The organism is Halorientalis pallida, assembly GCF_049605515.1.
Taxonomy (GTDB): domain Archaea; phylum Halobacteriota; class Halobacteria; order Halobacteriales; family Haloarculaceae; genus Halorientalis; species Halorientalis pallida_A.
Genome location: NZ_CP187156.1, coordinates 141619 through 164416, shown reverse-complemented (window position 1 = coordinate 164416; position 22798 = coordinate 141619). Strand labels below are relative to the sequence as shown.

Annotated in this window: 21 protein-coding genes; 3 read left to right on the top strand and 18 right to left on the bottom strand. The window is 58.3% G+C overall.

Annotated features, from left to right (window positions below):
• Positions 1-59 precede the first annotated feature (59 nt).
• Positions 60-1022 carry an ImmA/IrrE family metallo-endopeptidase gene (locus ACOZ4N_RS00660; protein WP_424016145.1) on the bottom strand — a complete coding sequence of 321 codons (963 nt, stop codon included), beginning with the start codon at positions 1020-1022 and terminating at the stop codon, positions 60-62.
• A gap of 94 nt (positions 1023-1116) precedes the next feature.
• Positions 1117-1767, bottom strand: a complete 651-nt coding sequence (locus tag ACOZ4N_RS00655) for a PD-(D/E)XK nuclease family protein (protein WP_424016144.1) — start codon at positions 1765-1767, stop codon at positions 1117-1119.
• Between the two features lie 444 nt (positions 1768-2211).
• On the opposite strand from ACOZ4N_RS00655, the gene ACOZ4N_RS00650 reads away from it, so the two are divergent.
• Positions 2212-3063, top strand: a complete 852-nt coding sequence (locus tag ACOZ4N_RS00650) for a DUF7537 family lipoprotein (RefSeq protein ID WP_424016143.1) — start codon at positions 2212-2214, stop codon at positions 3061-3063.
• A gap of 545 nt (positions 3064-3608) precedes the next feature.
• Here ACOZ4N_RS00650 and ACOZ4N_RS00645 read toward each other — a convergent pair.
• The 9 genes from ACOZ4N_RS00645 to ACOZ4N_RS00605 all read right to left on the bottom strand — a co-directional run bounded on the left by ACOZ4N_RS00645 (position 3609) and on the right by ACOZ4N_RS00605 (position 10272).
• Positions 3609-4562 (bottom strand): hypothetical protein, encoded by a 954-nt coding sequence (locus ACOZ4N_RS00645; protein WP_424016142.1) that lies wholly within the window; start codon positions 4560-4562, stop codon positions 3609-3611.
• A gap of 64 nt (positions 4563-4626) precedes the next feature.
• Complete coding sequence (locus ACOZ4N_RS00640) at positions 4627-5019, bottom strand: hypothetical protein (protein WP_424016141.1); 393 nt, start codon at positions 5017-5019, stop codon at positions 4627-4629.
• A 90-nt stretch (positions 5020-5109) separates the two neighbouring features.
• Entirely contained in the window at positions 5110-5259 is a 150-nt protein-coding gene (locus ACOZ4N_RS00635; RefSeq protein WP_424016140.1) for a hypothetical protein, read from the bottom strand.
• Positions 5260-5423: 164 nt separating this feature from the next.
• Positions 5424-5609, bottom strand: coding sequence for a hypothetical protein (locus ACOZ4N_RS00630; protein WP_424016139.1), 186 nt, complete (start codon positions 5607-5609; stop codon positions 5424-5426).
• 218 nt (positions 5610-5827) lie between these two features.
• Entirely contained in the window at positions 5828-7657 is a 1830-nt protein-coding gene (locus ACOZ4N_RS00625; protein ID WP_424016138.1) for an archaea-specific SMC-related protein, read from the bottom strand.
• An 84-nt stretch (positions 7658-7741) separates the two neighbouring features.
• Positions 7742-8416: a rod-determining factor RdfA gene (gene rdfA / locus ACOZ4N_RS00620; protein ID WP_424016137.1), complete on the bottom strand. Its 675-nt coding sequence runs from the start codon at positions 8414-8416 to the stop codon at positions 7742-7744.
• Between the two features lie 57 nt (positions 8417-8473).
• Positions 8474-9127 carry a hypothetical protein gene (locus tag ACOZ4N_RS00615; protein WP_424016136.1) on the bottom strand — a complete coding sequence of 218 codons (654 nt, stop codon included), beginning with the start codon at positions 9125-9127 and terminating at the stop codon, positions 8474-8476.
• A gap of 179 nt (positions 9128-9306) precedes the next feature.
• Complete coding sequence (locus ACOZ4N_RS00610) at positions 9307-9741, bottom strand: hypothetical protein (RefSeq protein ID WP_424016135.1); 435 nt, start codon at positions 9739-9741, stop codon at positions 9307-9309.
• A 3-nt stretch (positions 9742-9744) separates the two neighbouring features.
• The gene (locus ACOZ4N_RS00605; RefSeq protein ID WP_424016134.1) at positions 9745-10272 is read right to left on the bottom strand and encodes a DUF7342 family protein; all 528 of its coding nucleotides are present in this window, start codon (positions 10270-10272) and stop codon (positions 9745-9747) included.
• 350 nt (positions 10273-10622) lie between these two features.
• Here ACOZ4N_RS00605 and ACOZ4N_RS00600 point away from each other — a divergent pair, with 350 nt between their 5' ends.
• A complete protein-coding gene (locus ACOZ4N_RS00600; RefSeq protein ID WP_424016133.1) occupies positions 10623-11915 on the top strand; it encodes an RNA-guided endonuclease InsQ/TnpB family protein in 1293 nt (430 codons plus the stop codon).
• A gap of 250 nt (positions 11916-12165) precedes the next feature.
• Here ACOZ4N_RS00600 and ACOZ4N_RS00595 read toward each other — a convergent pair whose 3' ends face one another.
• The 4 genes from ACOZ4N_RS00595 to ACOZ4N_RS00580 form a co-directional block, all read right to left on the bottom strand.
• Positions 12166-12423, bottom strand: coding sequence for a hypothetical protein (locus ACOZ4N_RS00595; protein ID WP_424016132.1), 258 nt, complete (start codon positions 12421-12423; stop codon positions 12166-12168).
• Positions 12424-12866: 443 nt separating this feature from the next.
• Positions 12867-13346: a hypothetical protein gene (locus ACOZ4N_RS00590; RefSeq protein WP_424016131.1), complete on the bottom strand. Its 480-nt coding sequence runs from the start codon at positions 13344-13346 to the stop codon at positions 12867-12869.
• Positions 13347-13410: 64 nt separating this feature from the next.
• Positions 13411-13824: a hypothetical protein gene (locus ACOZ4N_RS00585; protein ID WP_424016130.1), complete on the bottom strand. Its 414-nt coding sequence runs from the start codon at positions 13822-13824 to the stop codon at positions 13411-13413.
• A gap of 293 nt (positions 13825-14117) precedes the next feature.
• Positions 14118-15128, bottom strand: a complete 1011-nt coding sequence (locus ACOZ4N_RS00580) for an SOSS complex subunit B family protein (RefSeq protein WP_424016129.1) — start codon at positions 15126-15128, stop codon at positions 14118-14120.
• 752 nt (positions 15129-15880) lie between these two features.
• Here ACOZ4N_RS00580 and ACOZ4N_RS00575 point away from each other — a divergent pair.
• Positions 15881-16684 (top strand): DUF429 domain-containing protein, encoded by an 804-nt coding sequence (locus tag ACOZ4N_RS00575; protein WP_424016128.1) that lies wholly within the window; start codon positions 15881-15883, stop codon positions 16682-16684.
• Between the two features lie 150 nt (positions 16685-16834).
• On the opposite strand, the gene ACOZ4N_RS00570 is transcribed toward ACOZ4N_RS00575, so the two are convergent.
• From ACOZ4N_RS00570 to ACOZ4N_RS00560, 3 genes are all read right to left on the bottom strand, one after another.
• Positions 16835-17998 (bottom strand): hypothetical protein, encoded by a 1164-nt coding sequence (locus ACOZ4N_RS00570; RefSeq protein ID WP_424016127.1) that lies wholly within the window; start codon positions 17996-17998, stop codon positions 16835-16837.
• Between the two features lie 222 nt (positions 17999-18220).
• Positions 18221-18775 carry a hypothetical protein gene (locus tag ACOZ4N_RS00565; protein ID WP_424016126.1) on the bottom strand — a complete coding sequence of 185 codons (555 nt, stop codon included), beginning with the start codon at positions 18773-18775 and terminating at the stop codon, positions 18221-18223.
• A gap of 614 nt (positions 18776-19389) precedes the next feature.
• Positions 19390-22773 (bottom strand): ATP-binding protein, encoded by a 3384-nt coding sequence (locus tag ACOZ4N_RS00560; RefSeq protein WP_424016125.1) that lies wholly within the window; start codon positions 22771-22773, stop codon positions 19390-19392.
• Between the last annotated feature and the right edge of the window lie 25 nt (positions 22774-22798).

Sequence of the window (22798 nt, the reverse complement as noted above, 5' to 3'; positions counted from 1 at the left end):
GGCGAAATAGAAACAAACCCGGATCTCTGGGAGCGTGTTTCGGAACTAGTCGACGGACGCTAGTCGGCTGGTTCGACCGTCTCGATGACTTCCTGTGCGGTGTTGGAGATCCGGCTCAATCGGTCGTGGACAGTTTCTGGTGCGTCCCCATCCCAGGCGGCGAGGTAGAACCGGGAGTTTGCTGCATCGAGACCGAAGTGCCGACAGACGACGTAGGCGACGGCTTCGGCTTCGACTTCGATCTTGGCTTCTTCCTCGTCCTCGTCGGGCTCGAAGTGGAGAATCGCGTGGGCGATCTCGTGGATCAGCGTTCGCGCAAGGTCGGCGTTGTTGTCCCGGTCCTGAATTTCGATGACCGGGTGCATCGTCACGGGACTGCGGCGCTTGCAGATCCCGTTTGCCGACCCGTGCTCCCACTGGTCGGGGGCAACGATATCGACCTCGAAACCAAGCTCCTCGCCGGCGTCGATCAGCGCCTCGACGAGGCCGTCGGGGTCACCGTGAGCCTCAGCATCGAGTTCGGGGAGTGGTTCGCCCTCGGTCTGGCTCACGTCGAAGACGGAGGTCGGCTTGAATCCGACCAGTCCCTCTGGCCAGTTGTCCGGCTCCGTCTCGTCGTAGTTGCAGTCGATGTTGTCGTGGTACGACGGCGCGTTCTCGCACTTGGGACAGCGATTGGTGATAATCGGTGCCCAGATCCAGATCGCGCTCTCGCCTTCCGTGACGTGGCGGTCGAACTCGTTTTGCCACGTCCAGTAGCCGGCGACCTTCGTCGCTTCGGGGCACTGCAATTTGATCAGGAGCGTGTTCCGATGGGAGTAGTCGTGGAACTTGCTCTGGACGTCCAGCCACTCCTGGAACTGCTCGCTGGCGAGGGCTTCGTCGGTCAGGTCGGCAAGGTCCTCGACCCAGCTATCCAGGCGCTCGCGCATATCATCGGCTCGCGAGTCGGACTCGTCGAACGCGACGGCCGGTTTCTGCTCAGTCGTATCGTCGGTCTGCTCGGAGTGTGTTGTCGACATTGGTCTGGTTCGGAAGCGCTCACGATGGAACGCTCCCTCACCACACTCCGGGGAAAACAAACACGCCGAGGAGAGGCTGTGAGGTGGATTTGGACTACTCTTGTCCACAGAGCCAGCAGCCACAATCCTCGAAGGGAACGTCAGCCTTGCTGGTGATCTCGCCCGCTTCGCGGATCCCATCGCGGATCTCGCGGGCTTTCTGCAGGAGTTTCGCCCGCCGGTCGGCATCGAAGGGATACGTCGTATCTGCAGGCCACGGCCGGATTTCGAGGTTCTTGCGATTGACGTAGATGATCTGGCCCGCCTCAGCGTCCAGCGCGTCCATGTATAGCGTTAGCTGATCCAGATGCCGTTCGGTCGGCGGGTTGAAATTGTACCACCCACCCCGGGTTTTGAAGTCGTACACGATCCCCTGCTCGGGGTCCCACAAGTCGGTGTGGCCGGTCACGCGGATCTCCTCGCCGCTGACGGGGTTGGTGTAGATCTTCTCGATCACGCGTTCGAACTCACAGCTGGGGAACTGGTCGGCCAGCTCCGACTGAATCCACTCGTGGACGAGTGTTCCCGCCCGGAAGGTCCCAAGGGTATCGGTGTCGAAGTCTTTGAGGCCGAGTTTGGCGAGTGTTGCCTGCCGCCTGCACTTGGCCAACTGCGAGGGATGGAACGTGACGGCGTCCCGTTCGACGTGGCTGTCCTGCTCGGCAGTGTCACGGATCGCCTGGCCGATCTGAGATTCCCAGTCCACTGTATCAGGGGTTGGTTGTGCGACTGCGCGGTCGGTGTCAGTGACGGAATTTTCGTTCGACATATGCTCTCTTGGGGGAGGACTCCCCCCACCCGCCAGGGGGGGCACAAACCACCTCCAAGAGGAGGATTCGCAGGTTGCGTGGGGATCTTATAAACTCTCGAAACTAGATGCTGACCGCAATATTATTGCACAAGATGCGGTCGAATGTTATGTGGACAACGTTCAGACGGAGGTTCCATTTGTCGGAGAATACATTCGACTCTATTGATGGAGATAACTATCAGCGCTCCGTTCAAACGCACACTGAGAAGTTAGAAATCATGCCTGGTTCTGAGCTGAAAGGCGATTAATGCAGTAATGGCTTTTTGCATCGTTAAATAGCTGATCTGAAACTCATGACAGACCACAATACTTATTTTACTTCCATTAGATCTCTATTCGATGAGAACAACAGTAATTACTTTGATCGTTGTCGCACTGATAGCGATAGCGGGTTGCAGTGGGGGACCGCAAAATAACCCAACAACAGATACTAATTCATCAGTAAACACTACCGAAGCAGAAGATTCTGAACTAAATAATTCGGCTGATTCGTCGAATTCAGCAACCTCATCGGTTAATGGAAGAGAACTGTTCGTCACCCATAGGAATGCTGGCAAGTCTGTCGGTTTCGAAGCAGAGATTTGGCGTTCTGGGCCAGGGACCATAAAACAAAATGGGACGCTTATGATCAATTCGGACCTTTCCAAATTCGTTATTCACCGAACTGGTGACGTGACATTTACCTCCACGGAACCTGACAAATATGTTGAAAAACCGGGAGAGAATGAAACTGTCGTATTTAAATATTCTCCTCCGGGAGAGTATCGTGACTCGGCATATTACGAAGCCTTCTTAGCTCCTGGAAAGGGTTCTGCCCAGAACTTCTCTAGCCCGGAGCCAGGATTCCTCAAAACATCACTCATCCGTTATGCGTTTGAGCCAACAGGTACTCAAACTATAAACGGTGAAAGTATGTCAGTTTATGACGTAACCGGGATTTCGGAAAATGCACGTGAGGTTATTCAGAATAGGTTCCAAGATAGAAACATTACAGTCGATGGTAAAGTGGTAGTTGACGGGCAAGGAATCATTCGGAATATGACTGTGGCACTCAGTCGACAAGGAGTAGATCAACAGTCTACTTATGCATATGTTGTTAACTCTGTAGGGGATGTCACGGTGAAGGAACCAGATTGGTTATCAGAAGCCTGCTCAAAAGGCTCCAATTCTGGGTATCAATTCACCTGTTAGGGTTTCCCAAGTCTAATCTAGACCCATACCTGCCCTGTTTCTCGACTCACGCATATCTCCGGGGACAGCTGGCTACTAACATTGACCCGAAGAGCGCCACTTGCGCTCTCAAATTGCTTGAACGACTGGGCATCGGCCTGCATGTCGACTTGTGATGGGTCGACGTACGGATCCTGATGACGCTATCGTTGACGGCGATTCGACATTCGTCGACGATTGGATCGACAGCGTTTACAACCGTTTTGGAGTGTGCTGAGCTTCGACGTGAGCTTGAACACGGCGGGAGGGGAGTCGCGGGCAGGAGTATCGTCGTCTTGCTCGGGCTCCTCGGCGGGCCGTGCTGTGGTTCCTGTTCTGGTGTCGGTTCGGCTCTGTCCGTCGATTCTGCATCTGTCAACATCGATGGCCTCCATCCGACTGGGGCGAACAAACTTCCCCTGTATCCCCGCTCAGGGGAGAACGGTCACGAGCCGGTCGGACCAGTAGTTGAGTCGGAAACTGCTGTAGCCTTCGGAGAGCCAGTAGGTCTTGACAGTCGCAATACGCTATAGCGAATCGTCCGGGTTCTCCCAAGCAAACTCGTAGCCAGCGATAATTCGCTCGTCGATGACGTCGCCCACCTCGTGTTCGGGCCCGTCCCAATTGATCGCGACCGTGTGGTCGCCGTTGGGCGGCTTGATCCGACCTCGATCCGCGACTTCGACCTTGGAGACCGTCTTTGCCAGCGTGCCCAGCGTCGCGAGGTCCGCCGCCTCCATGCTGAAAGAATCGCCGTCCGCTGAGTGGACACTGTGTTTCACGTCGCCGCGGACAGTGTCGTACTCGACTCGTTCGATCTCGATATCCTTCGCTTCTTCGAGCAGACGAACGAAGTGGGCGAGGCCGTGGAGGATCTGGTCGTTTTCCTCTTCGACAGCGAGCCGTGTGTCGCCGGCCTGGATATTGCTACTCCGACGGCCCTCACCTGGATCTGGACGATCCACGGGCATACAGCTGCATAACAGCGTGCCTTCTGGACCGGTAAGGATCCACGGGTAAGGACCACACAGGATGACGGTGTACTCCGTCGCTGAGTACCTGCCGCCGCCAGTGAGCACCCGCAGGGCTTTCTCCAGGGCGGCCCCGTCGATGCCATAGCCGTATCCCTCGCAGCACCCATCGACGTGGGTCACGAACGGGTCGATCCCGTCGAAGCCACCGTAGGTGTCTGGGATCCCCCAGATCTCGCCGCTGCCGTATTCCTCGACGTACTCGGCGACATCGCCATCGACGATCCAGCGGGTTTGCTGGGGTTGGACGTGGCCCGCACTAGTCTGGATCGACGATGCTGGTCGTCGCGTCTGGAGGCCCCACTCGGTGTCGGGTGACTCCCACTCCGGGAACTCGGATCGATCGGGAGCCGCAGTCAGGCGGGCACACCGGGCGACGCTGGTCGGGGCGGGATCGAGGTCTTCTCCTGTACTTCCGAACGCGCTCAGAGACGTACGAGAGTCGGTCATTGGTTGTGTCGGGAGGATCTGCTCTCCTAACCCGCTGGGAGACAAAAAACAAGGCGCGAGACGGTCAGGACTCGTCAGTCTCGAGGACGAGGCTGACGGTCCTGGTCGCCAGGTCTGCGAACTCGTCGGCGACATCGTCACGACCGTTACGCCGGAGCGAGTGTGCAGTCACCGTGTGCGCGAACGCCAAATGCACGAGCTCTTGGTCAGCAAGCTCGATTTCGGGATCGACGCTGTCGGCGATTTCGGCGAGGGATGCTGCGGCGTCGAACGCCCGAGCGAGATCGTTCAGTTCGCTGGCGGTGGGATCAGAAGCGCACTGGGCTGCCGTTCGAAGTGCCTCACGGTGAGAGAGCGACTCGCCGACCGAGGGTTCGATCGTGGGCGTACTATTCGTCGATTGTGCTGGTCCAGCAGTTGAAGAATTCTTTGTCGACATCGGTTTGAGGAATTGCACTGCGGTTGGTTGGTTTTCGAGTCGATCTTCAGCCTCCTGAGAGGGACAAACGACGCCGTCTGGCTGAGAACGAAAGCGGAGAGACCGCTGCTAGACGAGATCCTCGGGATCGAGGTCGTTGTCGTGGTACTCCTGGCCAGCACGATAGAACACGGGCAGGGCAGTCAGCGCGTAGACGGCCATGACCCCGACCATGAGCCAGTAGTCGCTGTAGAAGGCGCCGAGGCCAGCCAGGAGCATCGAGACAGCAAACGAATAAATGATGAAATAGGCGATAAACCGCTGGTTTTCCCAGTAGCTGACGAAGTTTGCAGCCATCTCGGGGAGAGCGTCGACGAACTCGCTACCGAAGGTTTTCAACGAGTCAGTCGATCTCCGAACGCCGGAGAGGAACCGCCGTATCATTACTGAAGTAGGGATTCGCGATCTTCACCTTGGCGTCCGATCGCCAGAAACTTCGTTCCGATCTTTTCGTCTTCGGAGGACCCCATCTCGTATTTCGTCCCCCGCAGCTCAAAAGAGACGAGATCACCGTCACGGGTGACGTCTACATTTGGTTCCTGGATTAGATGGTCGTCGCTGGTTGCCATCAGCGCAGTCTTTCTTTTCTGCCAACAAAACGGTTTTGGAACATCCAGAAAACGCAAGACAGCGCGTTAGTTAGCGCAGGGTAGTTCGGGTTATTGCAAGGAGTTCCGTCGGAGAGAGGGAGTTGTTGGTCCGAAGCTCCGGCGCTCAGCTTGGATTGGACTTCTCTCTCGCGTTCAGGCGAAGGAAGAGGTCAACATTACGGTGTAAAATCCCTGAATCAAGCAACAGCGCCGGTGTGGTCCGAGACCACGTCCCAGTCGTCTGGCGAAAGCTCCGTCCCCCCAAAGTCACCGGCCTCGGGATACGCCGTCGTCACGACGTACTCGGTCCGATCGCTGAGGTAGTCCACGAGCGTCTGAAGATGTTCACTGGCGAGCCCACCCACATCGTCCAGCAACAGACAGGGCACTCGGTCGGCGACGCTGAAGGCTTCGTAGCCAGCGAGGGCAGCGATGAAGCCGACGAGTTCGACCTCGCCTTCCGACATGGCATCGACAGTGATCTCTCGGCCGTCGCGAGCAATGATGAGTTCGAGGTCGGCTGTTTCCCCGGTGTCGGGGTCAACGTGCTTTTCGAGGCGTGCGGTCTCAAAGCTTGGGTCGAATTTCTCGACGACGTCTTCCAGCGCGTCGTCGAAGGCCTCGCGAGCGTTCGCGATCACATGCTCGCGACGGGCACGCAGCGACTGGATCTCCTGACTCAACTCGTCGATTTGGGCCTTCAGGTCCTCTCGCTCTGCGGCCTCGTCTTCAAGCTCCGACTTCACGTTGCGACGCTGTTCGAGTGTCGCCTCCGTCCGGGCGATCTCCTGTTCCAGCGTACTGCGGCGGTCGTCCGTTTCCTCGACCTGTGATTCCAGTTCATCGACCCGATCGGTTACCCGGTCTAGCTCTGCGCGGGCCTCTTCCAGTTCGGCTTGGGATTCGCTGAGCGTCGACCGAAGCGAGGACAGGTCATCTTCGAGCGCCTGCTTCTCGCGGCGCTGCTGTTGGATCTCGTTCTGTCGCTCCTTGAGGTCGCTCACATCGCTTTTGAGCGTCGACCGTTGCTCCCGTCGTTCAGCAATGGCCTCACTCAGCGCGTCGATCTGGGCCTGGATATCGTCGCGTGTCGTCTCGTGGCCACAGACCCAGCAGGAGAGCTGGTCGGTGTCGATCTGGCGGTCGACATCTGCCACGAGGTCGAGATGGCCCTCATCGAGCACTCGCTCGTTGGTATTATACAGCGTTTCGAGTGTCTCGATTTCCTCCGAGAGTTCGCGAACACGCTGTTGCTTGTCGTCGAGTTCGGCCTTCAGATCAGGGGCTGACGGGATGTCGATGGCTTCCAGTGCCGCCTCGTTCTCTTCAATCTGGGATTCGAGCGACTCGATTTTCGCTTCCAGTCGGGACACCCGCTGCTCGGCTCGCTCCCGTTTCTGACGGGCGTCTGCGAGCTTGTCTTGCAGCGCTTCTTGGTCACTGGATTCGGCTGTATCGCCGTCGATTTCGGCGAGTTCGGTCTGCAATTCCTCAAGTTTGGATTCAAGAGCGTTGATTTGCTCGGTCTTCGAGGTGAGTTTCTCGGCCGCACGTTCAGCATCGTTGAGGTCTGCTTCGACACGTCGCCGTTCTTCCTGCAGTGACTGGATCTGCTCGCTGATATTCTCCTGTTCAAGCGGCTGAATCAGGTATGGTGTGAGGTCCCCACCGTCGCGAACGGCAGTCCGGATCGCATTGTCCTCGTCGAGAAACGCGAATAGTTCGGCACAGATCTGGTCCTGTTCATCGGTGAGATACGGCGTGCCCGACCGGGAAACAGCCCCCGCATTCCGCTGCAGCGTTACTTCATACTCGTCAGTGGGAGTCTGGAGAGACACTGAACCCTCAGATTCTCCGTCAGTGAGTGTCCCTGTCGAGATTTCACCGCCCAGAACTGTCCGTATAGCCGTCACCAGGGAGGTTTTCCCTTGCCAATTCGAGGCCTGCACCGCGTTCGGGCCAGGTTGGATCCGTGCGGTCCCGTCGCGAATCCCAGCGATATTCGATATTTCGAGGTCCCACGTCATTTGCTACGGTAAAACAGGCTGTAGGTTCTTAACTTGTGTAGGACTGCAATTGCACAGCACCACGGTCTGAAAGAAGCATGTGGGTCAGGCTAAGAAACTGGAGATGACCTCAGTGGGGCTCACATCGGGGGCAGCCTCCAGGTCGTTGTGGGTGGCACAGACAAATCCCTGTTCGATCGCCGTCTCGATAGAAACACGCGTTGGACAGTAGTCACAGCGGAGGGAGGCTGAGAATTCCAGTTCGGCGTCATCATAGCCGGCCAGCCGATTCTTCTTACTAAGCGCCCGAAGTGAGTTCGTCACTCGATCGCGGAAATTATCTCTCGCGAGGTCAATCCCGTCCCGTTCCCAGTCGGTGTTGGTATTATCCTCATCGGTGCCTTTCTCGGCGTCGATGCACTCCTTGAAGTGGCGATAGATTGTGCTGTAGGAAACGAAATCGTCGGTCAACGCGTCGACATCAATCCCGTCGGCTTCAAGCTCGCTCACCAGTTCTGCGCGCTTATGCTCGGGGATCTCGTCGTCAGCAAGCACCTCGTACTCAGCGTCGATCTTGTACTCGGGATCGGGGCGGCCGTGCTCTTGGTAGACGAGTTTGAGTAGTTGCTTGTTGAACCAATCTTCGAGTTCGTTGATGCTGAGTTCGTCGTGGCCGTCCTCGCCACGCCATTTCGCAACGAGCGTGTTGTTCATCTCCTCCTTGTCGAACTCGTAGTTGTAGATCATCTCGCCGGTCTTGCAGCAGAATCGGTGTCGCATCAGTAGATTGCCTCTTGAGAGTTCTATTGCTCAGCACACTGCATAAATCCGACTCTCTCACCGGTTCAGGACCGAGGAGGGGTCGACCCAGTCGCTGGTACACCCCTGTTCGAGCAGGACCCATTGCTGCTCTGGGTTCTCAGTGGCACCGTCGCGAAGCCGAACAATGAGATCGAGAGCTGTGTTCAGCTGACCCTGATCAAGTCTCCCGATAAGCCCTTCCAGTGAATCGCGATAGATCAGATGGATCATTGCGTGAAATTCCTTGCTGAGGTCGCGGATCGTAGCAATGGTGTCGACCAGTGTGTCGGGATCAGCTGTGTCGACCAGAGCGGTGATTTCGAGGCCGACTCGGATCATGCCGGGTTCCACATCGTCTGGGTTAGCGTGGAACCACAGCAGCTGATGCAGTCGGGTACGGACAGTCTCACAATCGGCATCGGTCAACCCGAGTGGATAGTATTCCCCACCGCCCTCCAAATCGAAGCCAGCGTCGGCAAGCCGCTCCTCAAAATCGGGTTCGGAATCGGGTCTCCCAACAAACGGAATCCGGTCAAGGGCTGGATCGCCGAAGAGCTGCGAACTCATATGTGCATATGAGCTGTCTGCGACGTCACCCACGACGAGAATGACACTGCCGTCCTTCTCGAGACTAGTGAGTCCGTCTCGAAAATCCTCACCCGAACAGTGGTCAAATTCGCTCAGAAACATACCAATAGAAGGTCATCTCAGAACCTGTGTTTGATCTGGGATCCTCTGTATACCCATGCAGATGATATCTACTTACTATATGTTTTTGTTCGGCAACGCTTCTGACCCGTCAATGGAGTCTAGGGGTTGCGCCAGCGCTCCGTTGGTGCGTGTTCTCTTGTATGTTTCCTAATAACGATTTACAGATCTTGGTCCCAAACAGCCCCGACGCGATCGTCGACATATTCCAAGACCTGCTCAAGCATTCGCATAAAATCGTTCGGATACTCCCGGTCAACAGCATCCTTGGTTTCTGCATTGGGAGGTTGATGGAAGTGGTCACGAGTATTGTGTGGGTTCTCGTGCCGGTCCCACCGACACATCCGTGCTTGACCGTTCCATTCCTCCCGATAGGTAATGTAGAACGCACCATCAACGTAGGCTCGCAGCTCTAGCGATACTTGGTCCATTCGGGTCGGATAATAGCTATCGTCAAACAGGGCAACCACTGATTCCGGATACGAGGCCGGAAACACCGACACGGTCTCAACGAGTGTGAGATCCCCAAGACGTCGCGCAACCGTCCGGAGTAATGCTTCGTCGAGAATATGCTCAGCGGGGTCGTCATCAACCATTGCTCACGCAGGCGCTTGATCGGCCTCGTCACGGTGTTGACGAGCTTGTTCTAGTTCTCGGATGCGCCGTCGAACGGTCCGCCATTCTTGGAGTTCACGCCAGACCGTCTCTACATCGTCATACTCTGCATGATTGAGCGCATCGACATCTGCTGGGCTTTCAGCGTCGAAATACTTCTTGTACTCAGTCTCTTGCTGAGTGAGCTGTTCAAGATGGGCTAGTAGTTCTTCATCTGACTGTGATTGGAGCCGCTGGATCCGTCGCCAAGTGAAGTACTGTTCGTTTCGCTGGAACATATCTGGCGACTCCGCCGTCTGTTCCAAAAGCCCCAACTCTACGAACCACTTGAGATAGTCCCGAGCAGTTTCCTTCGAAACATCTGCCTGCTCAGCGATGTCTTTGACACGAGTGGGTTCGTATAATTGCAGGGCAGTCGAATACACTCGACTTCGCGTAGATTCTGTTTCCCGTTGAGATTGCCACTCTTCGGAAAGCTTTGGGATGTCTTCTGGAGGTTCATCTGATGTCATTAGCAGGGTCTACAGCATCTGAATAAATATAATTTGCGGGCGCTGAATTTATTTAGCGGATCAAAGTAACTGTTCATCGGATCTAAAAGGTCCCGCGGAAGCGGGCGTTGGCATCGTCAGCCAGATCAAACGTCTGAACGTCGCCGAGAGAACGCACTCGCGCAGGCTGCCCACGCCGGGCACGGATCAGCGTCGCGCCGTAGGCTTCACAGCGGTACCAGCGCGGAAGCCCACCCCTTCAGGGGTGGGAGGTAGCGCGTACGCTCCGTGCAACGACCTGCCAGTATCAGCAGTACTGACTCCCCAACGTAGTGAAAAATATTAATAAAGAGTGGCTAGTCCCGTGATGTATGGCGTGGGAGGTAACTCGAACGGTTCGCGTCCGTCTCGACGTTCCCGACGATCGCAAGAGCGACCTCCACGCCACCAACAGCAAGTTCCAGTATTGTGCCAACCGCACCGCAGACTGGGCGTGGCGCTATCCTGACGAGGACTGTGTAACCAGCAAGAGTGAAGCCGAAGCCGGTATCTACGACGAACTCCGCTCCGAGACGGACGGCCTCCACGCGAACCTCGTGCAGAAAGCCATCAAACGCGCTACCGACGATATTGGCAATTGCGTTGACCGGCTAGCCGAGGGCGAGAACACCAGTAAGCCCGAATACGATACGTTCAGTATCGTCTACGACAAGCGAGCGGCCACCTACTATCGTGACAAAGTGAGTCTCGCCACCGTCAACGGGCGGGTCGAATGCGAGTACGACCTGCCCGACGATCCCGAATGCACCCCACACGGCGAGTATCTGCTGAACGACGACTACTCCTTTTCGACCAGCACCGTCCACTACGACAGCGAAACCGACGAATTCTACCTCCACGCCGCGATGGAACGGGAAATAGACGCGAGCGGTCTTGAGAAAGCCGAGGATTCGAGAGTCCTCGGCGTGGACTGCAACGTCGACGCCCACATCGCCGTGACCAGCACGGGTCGGTTCGTCGGCAACGCCGACGCCCTCAACCACAAGCGCCGCGAGTTCGAGAAACGCCGTGCCAGCCTGCAACGGACCGGGACGCGGAGTGCCCACCTGACCTACCACCGTATCGGTGACAGGTTCGGACGCTGGAGCGAGGACTACCTGCATCGCTGTTCCAAGCAGATAGTCGCAGAAGCCGACGGCCACGGCTGTACGCACATCGCGTTCGAGGACTTGGCGCAGATCCGAGAGCGCATCAGCGACAGCAAGAAATTCCAGCAGTGGGCATTCCATGCGTTACAGGAACAAGTCGCGTACAAAGCCGACGAACACGGGATCGTGGTCGAGACAGTCGACCCATCCTACACGAGCCAGCAATGCTCGAAGTGTGGCTGTACGCTGGAAGAAAACCGCGACGGGCAACGCTTCGCCTGCCTGGACTGTTCGTACTCGGTGAACGCCGACTACAACGCGGCGAAAAACGTTGCTCGAAAACTGGCGTTGAAACTCCAGCGGGGGCAGAAGTCCCCTGCTGGAGGGGCGTTCTGTCAGTACGCCCTGAAGTCGGGGGTGATGACCGTGAACGCGACTGACGTGGCGTCCGACACTCCTGTGTCGACAGAACGGGAGTCCACCGACAAGCCCACCGCTTCAGCGGTGGGTAGCTGACCGCGGCCACAGGTGCGACAGGCGGCCCCATCGTGACGCGAGGCATCGCGCGGCTCGGCCTGCTGTTCAAGTAGGGTGAGAATCAGTCGAAATTCGAGATCCGACTCGAGACTGGCGGGCAGTACGTCCGTCTGCTGGTTGTCGCTGGGCATGGTTGAACTCCTCCACCCTGCTCGGGGACAACAAACGAACGCTCAGGATCTGCTGGACAGCGGTCACGAAGAACAAGGAGCAAGCCCCAGAGTGGGTGTCACTCATTCACAGAAACCCGATCAAAATCACGAATCTGGTTTCCAACAGCCTCAGTGAACTCGTTGATCGGGGCCTTCGTAGCAGCGCTTGGCATTGCACCGTAGCCATCCCACTCCCGAGCATACTGAACAAATGTGCCGATATCTACACCGTCAGCCTCAGTCGTATCATACGAGTCATATTCTGTGGAAATACCAAGAACGAGGACTTCACCGTGGTCCCGGTGTTCGTAGATACATTCTGATTTGATTTTCATGGCTCTGTGGCTAATCGTTAGTTCTCGTACACCATTAGCGTTGAACACCTGAATGTGAGAAAGTACAGAACCACATTATCACCACTATTCTGATAAGTCGGAATTCGAGGTCCGACTCCTCTACCCTGTCCGGCGACACAAACGAATGCCTGCGATTTGCTGGATTACAGTTATTCGTCGACTGTCACCCACGTTTCGCCGGTGAGCATACAGTCGGCGCACTTACTGTGGCGCTGGTACTCTTCAAGAGTGTCGTATAGGTCTCGACACCCGAAACACCGAATCTTGTCCGTTGACGTCGATGTGCTGACAGTCATGGCTCCTCTCGCACCCCCTGGAGAAAACAAACGCTTCCAGAGGGTCGGTTCACAGAAACCGTTAACCAACACTGCGACCTGAAACGTCGAAAACTGCGGTTCTGCGTGCCGGATGTTGGTTAAAAGCTACTGGTTTGGATCAACTGGATCGATTAACTGCAGGTCCGGATCTGCATCACCGATCCCACAGATCGCGATCTGATCGTCATCGAGGACTGCTCGGGCTTTCGCGAGAGTGTCGCGCGTTCCGGGAGACGTTCCGTTCCAGAACGCGAGGACTGCGTCGGCACGCTGAACGATCTTCGTGTTCCGCCGGGGGCCAGCAGCCTCGCCGTAGGTGTCCCAGTTCGGTTCGAGGACGGTGATGGGAACGCTGCCGACGTCGGCCAGTGCTGCGGCGGCGGCGTCGACGCCGTCGGCGCCCCCTGAGACGATTTCAGCGACTGGCCAGCCAGTGTCCAGAAGTGCTTGGCCGACGGCTTCGACACAGCGGACGGGTGCTTGCTCGAACGGGAACGATCGCGAACCGACGATGGCGACCGACAGGCCGCCTTGTTGGGTGATCTGGACGCCGTGCCACGACCGAGAAGGTGCTGTAGCGGACATACCTTGTTGCTCCGAGCGGGATTGATTCCCTCTCACTCCCTCAGGGAATACAAACCCACGGCGGTCAGGACTCGAGGGACACAATCTCGACGAGTGGCTGCATCGACAGCGAGAGCGCTTCGACGACGGCGGTCTGGATCTCGTCGGTGAAGCACTTCAGGGGCGGATCGGTCCGAACGGTCCAGGTGGGTGTTTCGTACTCGACGGGCACGATGTCGAGCGTCACCAGCTCCCGGGTACCCTGGGTCACGACGACGGTGACAGCGGTGTCGTCACAGAAGGCCTCGTCGAGCGACCAGCCATACTTGGCTTCTGCCTCGACCGGCGGTGTTGCGTCCGGACCGGTATCAGTCTGACACTCATCGCGAACGGGAACATCGTCGAGGTCGTCGATGTCCTGGGGCCAAGCCGGGTCGAACTGGTTGGCGGGCGATACGCGCGTTTTGTCGGGAGCTTCCGTCATCGAGAACTCCTCCACCTCACATGGGGAGAACAAACAACCGCTGCGACGACTCGGGGACACTCGTCGCAGAGCCTTCACGGCACTCCCTCTTGTGCCGTTAGGGACCGCGCGCAGCGACGCGAGCACGGTGGACCGCCGTGAGGCGCGCGATGCGCCGAGCGCAGCGCTCCGTCGTCCCCGCGAGTGACGCCTGGAGCGAGCGGGGGCTCGACAGACGCCTGCGTCTGTCGGTGGCGCCCCGCGCTGTGCGAGAACCCTGTCCAGCCGGCCAGCCACCACGCGTGACGGCAAAAAAGGGCGGCGGGTCGTCAGCCGTCGAACCGCTCGAGCGCTCGGTCGACGTCCACCGTTTCGACCCACGCGTGGGTGTCTGACTCGACATCCCAGGGAGCCTTCGATGGATCGTCGCCTGCCTGCCCGGTCCGGTGCATCGGCCCATCACCGCGTTCCTCGATGGTGATGTCGGTGTGTTTCCCGGTAATTGCCAGGCAGGCCTTCCCGTTCCACTCGTTGACCATCACGCCTTCGAGGCGGACCTGATCACCCTCCCGGAGCGTCGCCATCCCGTTGGACTGGTGGGACTTCGACCAGTAGACGAACTTCCGCCGTTCGCCCTCGTTGTCTTGCAGGTACCCCGCCTGGTACTGCCCAACCGCCGGCGTCTCGAAGAGGTGATCGACCTCGGCTTCGACCGTCGTCTTCCAAGTGGTGAAAACATCGATTTCATCGAACGTTTCTGCCACATCGGGCAGCCGCTGGAGCGATCGTTTGACTCCGAGTGCTCCGTCGAAGGCGTCAGCCCCATCGAGGACGCGCTGTGCAATGAGCTTCGCGAGGCCAGCCCGGCCCAGCTGGATGTCGTCGCCCATCTCCTCCGCCAGTGAGGACGCCACCTGGTTGACCGCCGCGAGTTCGTCCTGTTGCAGCCACCCACGGGGATCGGCCTGCTCCTGGGGATCCACGTCGGGACGCTCGTCGGCCGTCGTCTGCTGGTAGTTCGTGTCAACCCCACTCTGCACTCTGGAGGACGCCGCCCGCTCGAGGCTGGCCGTATCTGCATCACGAGCGACCTCGCGATGGCGCACCATTTCGGTTTCCCGGCTGACCCGCCGTTCCTGCTGGGCGAGCGTTTCACCGTGTCGGCAATCCGGACCAACCGCCGGGTCACGCGTCCAGTCGTAGTCGTTCTGACGCTCGTAGTAGTTTCCACGCGAGTCGATCCCTTTGTTCGGTCTGAAGTCCAGCTCGTCGCCAGCCTGCGTTTCGGCGACGTCTTCCAGGATGTGTTCCGGCCCACTGACCTTGTCGGCCAGCGACACCGTCATCTGTTCCTCACGCGGATCGCGCTCCTTTGCTGCCAGTGCGCCTTTTTCAGTCGTCGATGCCTTTTTCTGCGATTGGTTGTTACCGTACATTGTAGATCACGAAGGCGCTCACGCGCCCGACACCGCGATGCTCCAACATCGCGGATTTCCTCGACGTCACGTCCAACAGACCCATCTGCGCGCTCTCGCTCGCGCCTTCGCGAGCGCCCCCTGGGCGCGAGCGAGAGCGCGCCTGAGAGGCGGACCCCTTTCCAGCACCGCGCGCCGTCCTGCCGAGCGATGCGTGGCCGACCGCCGGGAGGCCACGTGCTAGCGAGCGGGGAGCACCGCGACCCGCGAGCAGCGAGGCAGGGCTCGGAAGACGAACGGAGTGAGTCTTCCGGCGACCCGGCCGGAGCGAGCGTCCAGCGGGATATGCCCGTTCGTGTCCGGCCCGGACTGCGGGTCCGTGTCCAGCGCGACTGTCGCCGAGAACGCGCGCCGCCCAGTGGCGCGCGACAGCGCAGGCGGCACCAAGCGCTGGAACGCGAAACGCCCGCGAGGGGCGCAACCGACGGGGATACCCGCTGGCGCCGAGGGCACATACATTTTAGCCCGGAACGCGGCCGAGCGGAGCGAGGCCGCGACAGCCCGGAATGGTCGGTCGCGAGCGACGCGGAGGGCGGAACGCGGCGAGCGGGGCGGGCCGTGTCGATACAATCAGTTGAATCCGAATTGCTATGGATCGGCCACCAACACGCTTCCATATGACAACCACATCGTGGCAGCATATCGGCGTGGACTGGGATGCCGGCAAGTGGGTCGCAGTCGGCTATTCCGACACCGGAGAGGCGGGTGTTGACTCGTACGCGGCGTTCAAAGACATCTGGACAGAACACGGCGACACCGCCGACCGCATCCTCGTCGACATCCCGATCGGATTGCGCGGGCCGAGCAAAGACGCGGACGGCCATGACGAGCACAATGAGTCGCAGTCGAGACGGTGTGACCGTCTCGCTCGCAAGGTGATCGGTCCGCGCTCGTCGTCAGTATTCCCGGCCCCCTGCCGTGCGGCCGTCGAGGCTGCACTGGATGGCGACAAGAGCCACAGCGAGCTGAGCGAGATCAATCGGGAGGCGGTTGGCAAAGGGCTCACCCAACAGGCCGCGAGCATCATTCCAGGGATTGCCCAGGTGGACAGGGTGCTAGCCGAGGAGGCTGCCGACGAGACGATTATCGAGAGCCACCCGGAGGTCTGCTTCAGGGCGTTCACTGACGAGCCCCTCCAGTACAATAAGACGAGCGCTCAAGGGCTGGCCACGCGGCTGGACGCGCTGGCGGCCAGTACCGAGTACGAACCAGGGACCTGGCGAACCCTGGCTGACGAGCTCGCTGGGGACCACGCCATCGGGGTCGACGATCTTGTTGACGCACTCGGCTTGGCGTTGACGGCCAGAGCGAATCACGATGCATTCCACAGCCTCCCAGACACCGACTCGGTACCCACTGATGCTTCGGGGCGGCCGATGCGGATGTGCTATCGACGGGCGGAGCCATTTGATCTTGACTGAGCGGCAACCGCGGGCCCGACCGTTGTTACACCGGTAAGCATGGATGCAGGAATAGAATCGAGTGAAGAACGGACCAGGACTCATACGCTTCTCGATAAGCCGCTGTTGTCGTACGATTCCGCTCTTAGCGAGCCAAATTCGTATGCCCACCTACCGCGTCACTGGTGTCTCCCGGTCCGCCCAGACACTTTCCCCCTCGGGGATGGCATCCATGCCCTGAATGCTCGCATAGACGCTTGGATCGTCCAGTGAGTCCATCCGATACATGTGCATTGGTGGGTCCTCCTCGTAGGCCGAGCGAATCGCCGTCGAGATGAACTCCTGATCTGGGGGGACGCCTGCAGGGAGATCCCCGATAGGCTGGCCGTCCTCGGCGACAAGGCGACGGATGAACTCGCCGTTATGAGCCTCCCAGAGTTTCTGTCCATGGCGCCGAACACACAGGACGTGACAGTGCTCGTCGCGGTCAGGTAGTTCGGGGAACGTCGAATAGTCCATCCCCTCCCACTCGAAGGGTGCGTGAGCCTCACACAGTACGAGGTCCGTCGCGAGCTCACCCTCAGCAAGTTCGTGAAACGGGTCGACGAATCGATTGTGGTCCTCGGCTGACAATCCCTCGAAGAGATGCTTTTCAGGTGAGCCCGATGGCCCTTCATCCAGAGGTAATTTCACGATTGGCAGATCTCGAGTCCGCACAAGAACACTCCCAGTATCGAGTGCCCGTGTCTCGTAGACTGGTGTCGCAAGGACGTGCTCACGACTGCCGATACGCTCGAGGAACGCAGCGCCGAAGACGGTCACGAAAGGTAGTTTCTCGATGCCGTGTTCGGGGAGGCGGTCGGTCGGGATTTTTCGCCCGTCGGGCATGATAGCGAGGACTGCCACCCACGGGTCGGTAGCTTCGGCGAGGGCTTCGAAGGCGTCGACGAGTTCCTCGACCTGTGCTTGCACGTCGTGGTTCTGTCTCGTGTGGTCGATCCAGGCGCCCGGCCCTCTGATCGTCACTGGAGCGATATCGTCGACAGGGTCACTGAGGTGGAAGTCGATGGTGTAGGTGTGTCTCGAATGATTGTACTCGTCGTCCCTATCGTACCAGACATTGACACTGCCATCCGCTCCGAGTAGTTCGGTGCCCGAAGCGGAGTCTGCTGACGACTCACCGTGGAGACGGTCGGCAACCGCCTCGATCGATTCTTCCTGGCCGACTTCCGCCGTGAATCCGTTCTGGAGGAAGGCCCTGAGAACATCTTCGACAGTCGTCTCCCCCACCGCGTCGAAACAGACCATCCCCAGTAGCCAGCTATCGTCACCCATTGGAACATTGTTTTGGAGCCCTCGCAATAATCCTCATGCCCCTTCCTGATTGTGAGTGCTACCTAGTGCTTTCCCCGATCGCGCGGAGCTCTGCAATGCGAGCACGATGGACCGCATGCGCTTTTTGCGAGCGCAGCGGTCGGCTCGAAAAAGAAGAGAGGATTCTGCCCAGTTCGACCACCCTCGTCGGGCCCCCTTGGAGAACTGTCCCCCAGTGTCCCGTCAGTCTAGGTCGTCCGGATCCGGCAGATCGACCTCGACACCTTCGCCGGGATGCTCGAACTCGTCGGGGTCGATGGCATCCCAGTCGGTCTGTTCGGCTGGGGTCTGTTCCTGCTCCGTCGACGTCGTTCTTTCTTGCTGGTCGCGATCGAGTCGGTCCTCGATCCGATCCAGCTGGGCACTGATATCATCGACAGTCGCTAGCTGTTCGTCGAACTTCCGGAGCGTCTCGCGAACCTGCGTCAGTTCTGCATCGATTGCCTCCAAATCCCCTGTCGAAGCCTGTATCTCCTTGAGATGAGCCGCTGCCAGATTGATCGTCAGCCGGAGGGTCTCTGCTCTATTCGTCGTCAGCGCTGCACCCAGGTCATCGATGAACTCTTTCTCCGGCGACCCCACCCGCACCGTATAGACCTCGTCGGTCGCATCGGTGTCAGGGACTGCCCCAGACGAAGAGTCATATTGAGCTAGTACCGCATCAACTGCCTCCATCAAATCGTCGAGAGTTATATCGCTTTCACCGTTGGTGTCGAGATCGAAGTCACTCTGATCCATCGACATTCTTAACATCTCAATCAAGGCCCAAATAAATTCCTCTCCGACCATCTCCCCTGTCGTTTTGCTCCCCCTCATCCCAGTCCCATCCCCGCGACAACGTGGATGTCCCGCCCCCTCTCAGCTGTCTGATATGCCAGATCGCTGCCTACTCCCTGAACCCCCTGTTTCGTCTGGTTCCCCGCCCGCCTACCCCGCCTATATCACTCTATTCCTTCGCACGAGCAACCCGGTACACCAAGACACCAGATTGCTCTAGAATCTCGCTAAAACAAGCTGACTCCATAACTGGCAGTACACGGCTATATATACAAGATCGGGAAAATTGGGGGCCGTCATGCCGCCGTCTGGTGGTTACCTCTGTATTCAAGATTTTAGAGTGGGAATCCATCCTGTATTCATATTATCCTATATCTGCGTAAAACCGCAAGAAGAGGCCCGTCTGAGTCTGTATACAATGGTGTATTCAATCCGTGGAAATTTCTATCAAATCCGGCCCACGTACTGCGGTTACAGCTGTATACGCACCACTTTCCTATATGATTGGAAACACTAGACCAGCATACGCACAGCTGTTGAAGCGGAAAGCTGCGGGCAAGAAAGAAACTAAGAGATTATTGAACCGAGGAGGAGTCAGGATCTTCGTAGCGACCCTCGCCTACTGTTCTATCAAGAATAATACCAAACCCGGTAACCTTGTCAAGACCAGAACCAGCATCAGTTTGTTCTGTGATTTTTCCGTACCCCTGAGTGTTTCGTGAAGGGTGATCTGCAACATAGCCTTCCTCCTCGAGGATGTCCAAGAGATGGTGAGCCGCGTTCTGGCTCTCGACGACCCACAGTGCCATTGCCTCGTTTGTTTCACAGAACTCTGCGAGCTTTTTGTAGTCTCCGAGGACATCGTCTTTCCGAAGGGGAGAGTCTTCCCGATCTGGGCGAGACGTTTCAACTTCGACGACCCGGTGTTCTTTCTGAGGATGGGTCGCAACGAGGTCGAAGGTACCACTCGTATCGTCACCTCCGATGTAGGTCTTCACGGTGAACCCCCGATTCGAGTAGATCCGCTTCAGGAGAGAGACGATCACTTTGTGGCGAGGGCTCTCCCGTGGATCACCTTGCTCCGTTCCCCACACGATTTCGAGGTCATCGAACGCGGCCAGTGTCTTGTTCGTCGGCCAGTAGTAGGTGTAGCGGTTGGCCAGTCTGACTTCCCGCAAGAACTCATCGTCGACGAGACCATCTGCGAGATCACGCCGGTCAAACTCACGGGTTGCCATTGGATCGCCCCGCTCGTAGAATGGCAGATCACCGTTCCAGTAGTCGACCACGTCCTGCAGGAACGTCTGCTCCTGGTTGGAGAGTGCTTCTGCGGGGCGAGAGTCATCGACATCATCTCCAATGTCAAGGTCGGTGGACGTCGACGGCGCAGCACTTCCGGCCTCCGATGACGACTCGTTGCCGAGGGTATCCAGCTGCGTGAGCCGATTTGCTGTCTGCTCGGGGGAGATACAGTACTTCTGGCGAGTCTTGGCCCGGGTTGCATCGGCCATCGGACGAATCGCCGAGTCTGTTTCAGCATGTCCCGGTGGCAGCGGGAGCGGTTCGAGTGTCATAATCTCGGGCTGTTGCTCCTGGAAGCCCGTCGGGGGCAACTGGGCGATGAACTGTCCCTCGGGAAGCCCCTGGATGTAGTCACGGACCTCGTCGCTGTCCAGCCCACCGTGGAAGAGGCTGTCCGGCAGGTCATCGTCGGTCGAGACGTTGCCGATGATCTTGGTGTTGATGTTGTTCAGGACCTCCGTGTAGACAGATCGGTTCTTATGCGGATCGTCGCCGAGGACCTGAGCGGGATACTGCATGACCAGCCCCAAGCTCAGGTCGAACTCACGGCCTTCCGGGAGTAACTTGTTGTGGACGATGTTGCTCCGGGTCAGTGGCGCGCTCTCCTCGATGAGACAGTTGACGACGTAGTCGTCACGGCTTGGCGTGTGGAGGCTCTTGATCGCTGTCCACAGGTGGCTCAGGAACAGCACGTTGAACATCTGGGACGCGTCATCACGAAGCTCCCCAGTGTCGATCACCACCACCTTGTTGCTGTGGAGAATCTCCCGCAGGTCGAGGACGTTCTCGTCTTCGGCGTACCAGCCACGATTGTGGTCCCACTCGGGTTTGTAATCGAGCATCCGCCAGATGAAGTCCCGGTCGTTCAGCTTCGAGATCCGGTTGGTAACGGCGCCGGCTGTCTTCTTGAACTGCCGCTCGTTCTTCTCAGTGTGGCGTTGCAGGGATGCCGCCACCGTGGCCGAGGACGTTTCTGGAACGCTCTTGTGCATCTCGTACTCTAGGGCCATGTCGTAGAGATCCGAGATAGGGAACGCATCACCCCCGACACGGGTTTCCTCGAGGCGAGCCTGCTCGGGAGCGGGATATTCGGCCCGCTCTTCCTCGAACAGCGTTCGGATGAACGCTTTCAGAACATCGTTCCCGACCCACGCCTGTTCGACCTTTTCCTCACCAACGGCGAACCGAAGGACTTCGTAGAAGTGGTCGATCGTGTCCTGGATTGCGGATTCACGGGAACGACCGGCCTGATAAATCAGCGGCCGGAGGTCAAAGAATGGTAGACCGGGGACTTCCTGATTGTCTTCGGGGATCTTGATGTACTCGACGTCGTCGAGGTCGTCGAAGATGTAGCGATGAGTGCGGAGGTAGTTGTCGCACATATCCCCGCCCTTGGAATCGAGCAGGAACGTCGGACCAGAGAGCTCCTCGTGGGCAGTCAACAGATCGTTGATGCCGGCGACGGTTTTCCCACTCCCGGTGGAGCCGGCCCGGAGATAGTGCCGGGTGAGCGTCTCAGCATCAAGGTGGATCGCCTCACGTTGAGATACTTGATTCCGCCATTCAGCCACGGATTCGAGGGCTTCCTGCCCTGTGGACTCGGTGGGACTGTCGACGACAGTGGCAGCTTTCCCGATACACATCCCGTCGTCGAACGACTGGAAGACCTCCTCGTCGGGCGTTGTCAGCGGAGAGTGCGCAGCCGGCCCACCGCCCGAGGCCCCTCGCGAAGCCTTCGGTAGTGAGTCGATCGTCGGGACAGTCACGAAATTCGCGAGTTCGTTCGCGTTCGCGACGAGCATGGGCTTGCTCTTCCAGAACGACTCAGTGGGTGTTGGCCGGGTCAACTCGTGATTGAGCAGGCGCTGGTACTCACTATCATCCTGCCCCAGGTATTCACCTTCGAGCTGGTAGAACGACCCAGACAACTGGCTGAAGGAAGATTCTGCATCACGGATCACCTTCTCGTCGCTCGAGGCACATCGGATAGAGACGTTGAAACTCGTCTGTGGGTCCTTGTTGTTGAGCTGGGCCATCCGCGTCGCCTTGTGCCGAGACTGATCCTCTGGCCCCTGTTCAGCAGAGCCGACTTCTTCGGCCGGCGTGTCGTTACGGTGACGGCTCCGCTGTTCGTGTTCAGAGACGCCGACCAGCCGGTCGAGGAAGGTCTGGACGAAAAAGCCGAACCCGGAGGTAACACCCATCTTGAGGTTCCGCTTCTGGCTTTCGGCCTTCCGCGTCCAGTCGACACGGGGCTCGAACACCGCCTGGAACAGCCACTCTTTCTCGGTCGTGATTGCTGTTTCGAGCAGATCCGACAGTGGCGACCGGTCGGCGCTGTCGTCGTCGAACTCGGACAGCAGCATCATCCAGTCGTGACGTTTCTGCTCTTTGCCAACCCACCGACAGAGGTGGGGCGTCTCTTCAAAGCACTCTGAGAGGGCAACGTCGTCGGTGTCGAAGCGGTAATTCGACGGGTACTGGCTGGTGGTCTTGCTGTGGAGTTGATCGAGGTCGTCTTCTTGGTCGATCCCGAAATAGAAGTGGAATCGCTGGTGGCCGGCGGGCTTGTGAATCAGGAACTCGAAGGAGTTGACCGGCTCGACGAAGTCGAGATGGTTTTCGAGGCCGAGCGGGAGTTCGCGACCGTCACCCATCGAGTGCAGTCCGCGGAGTTGGCTG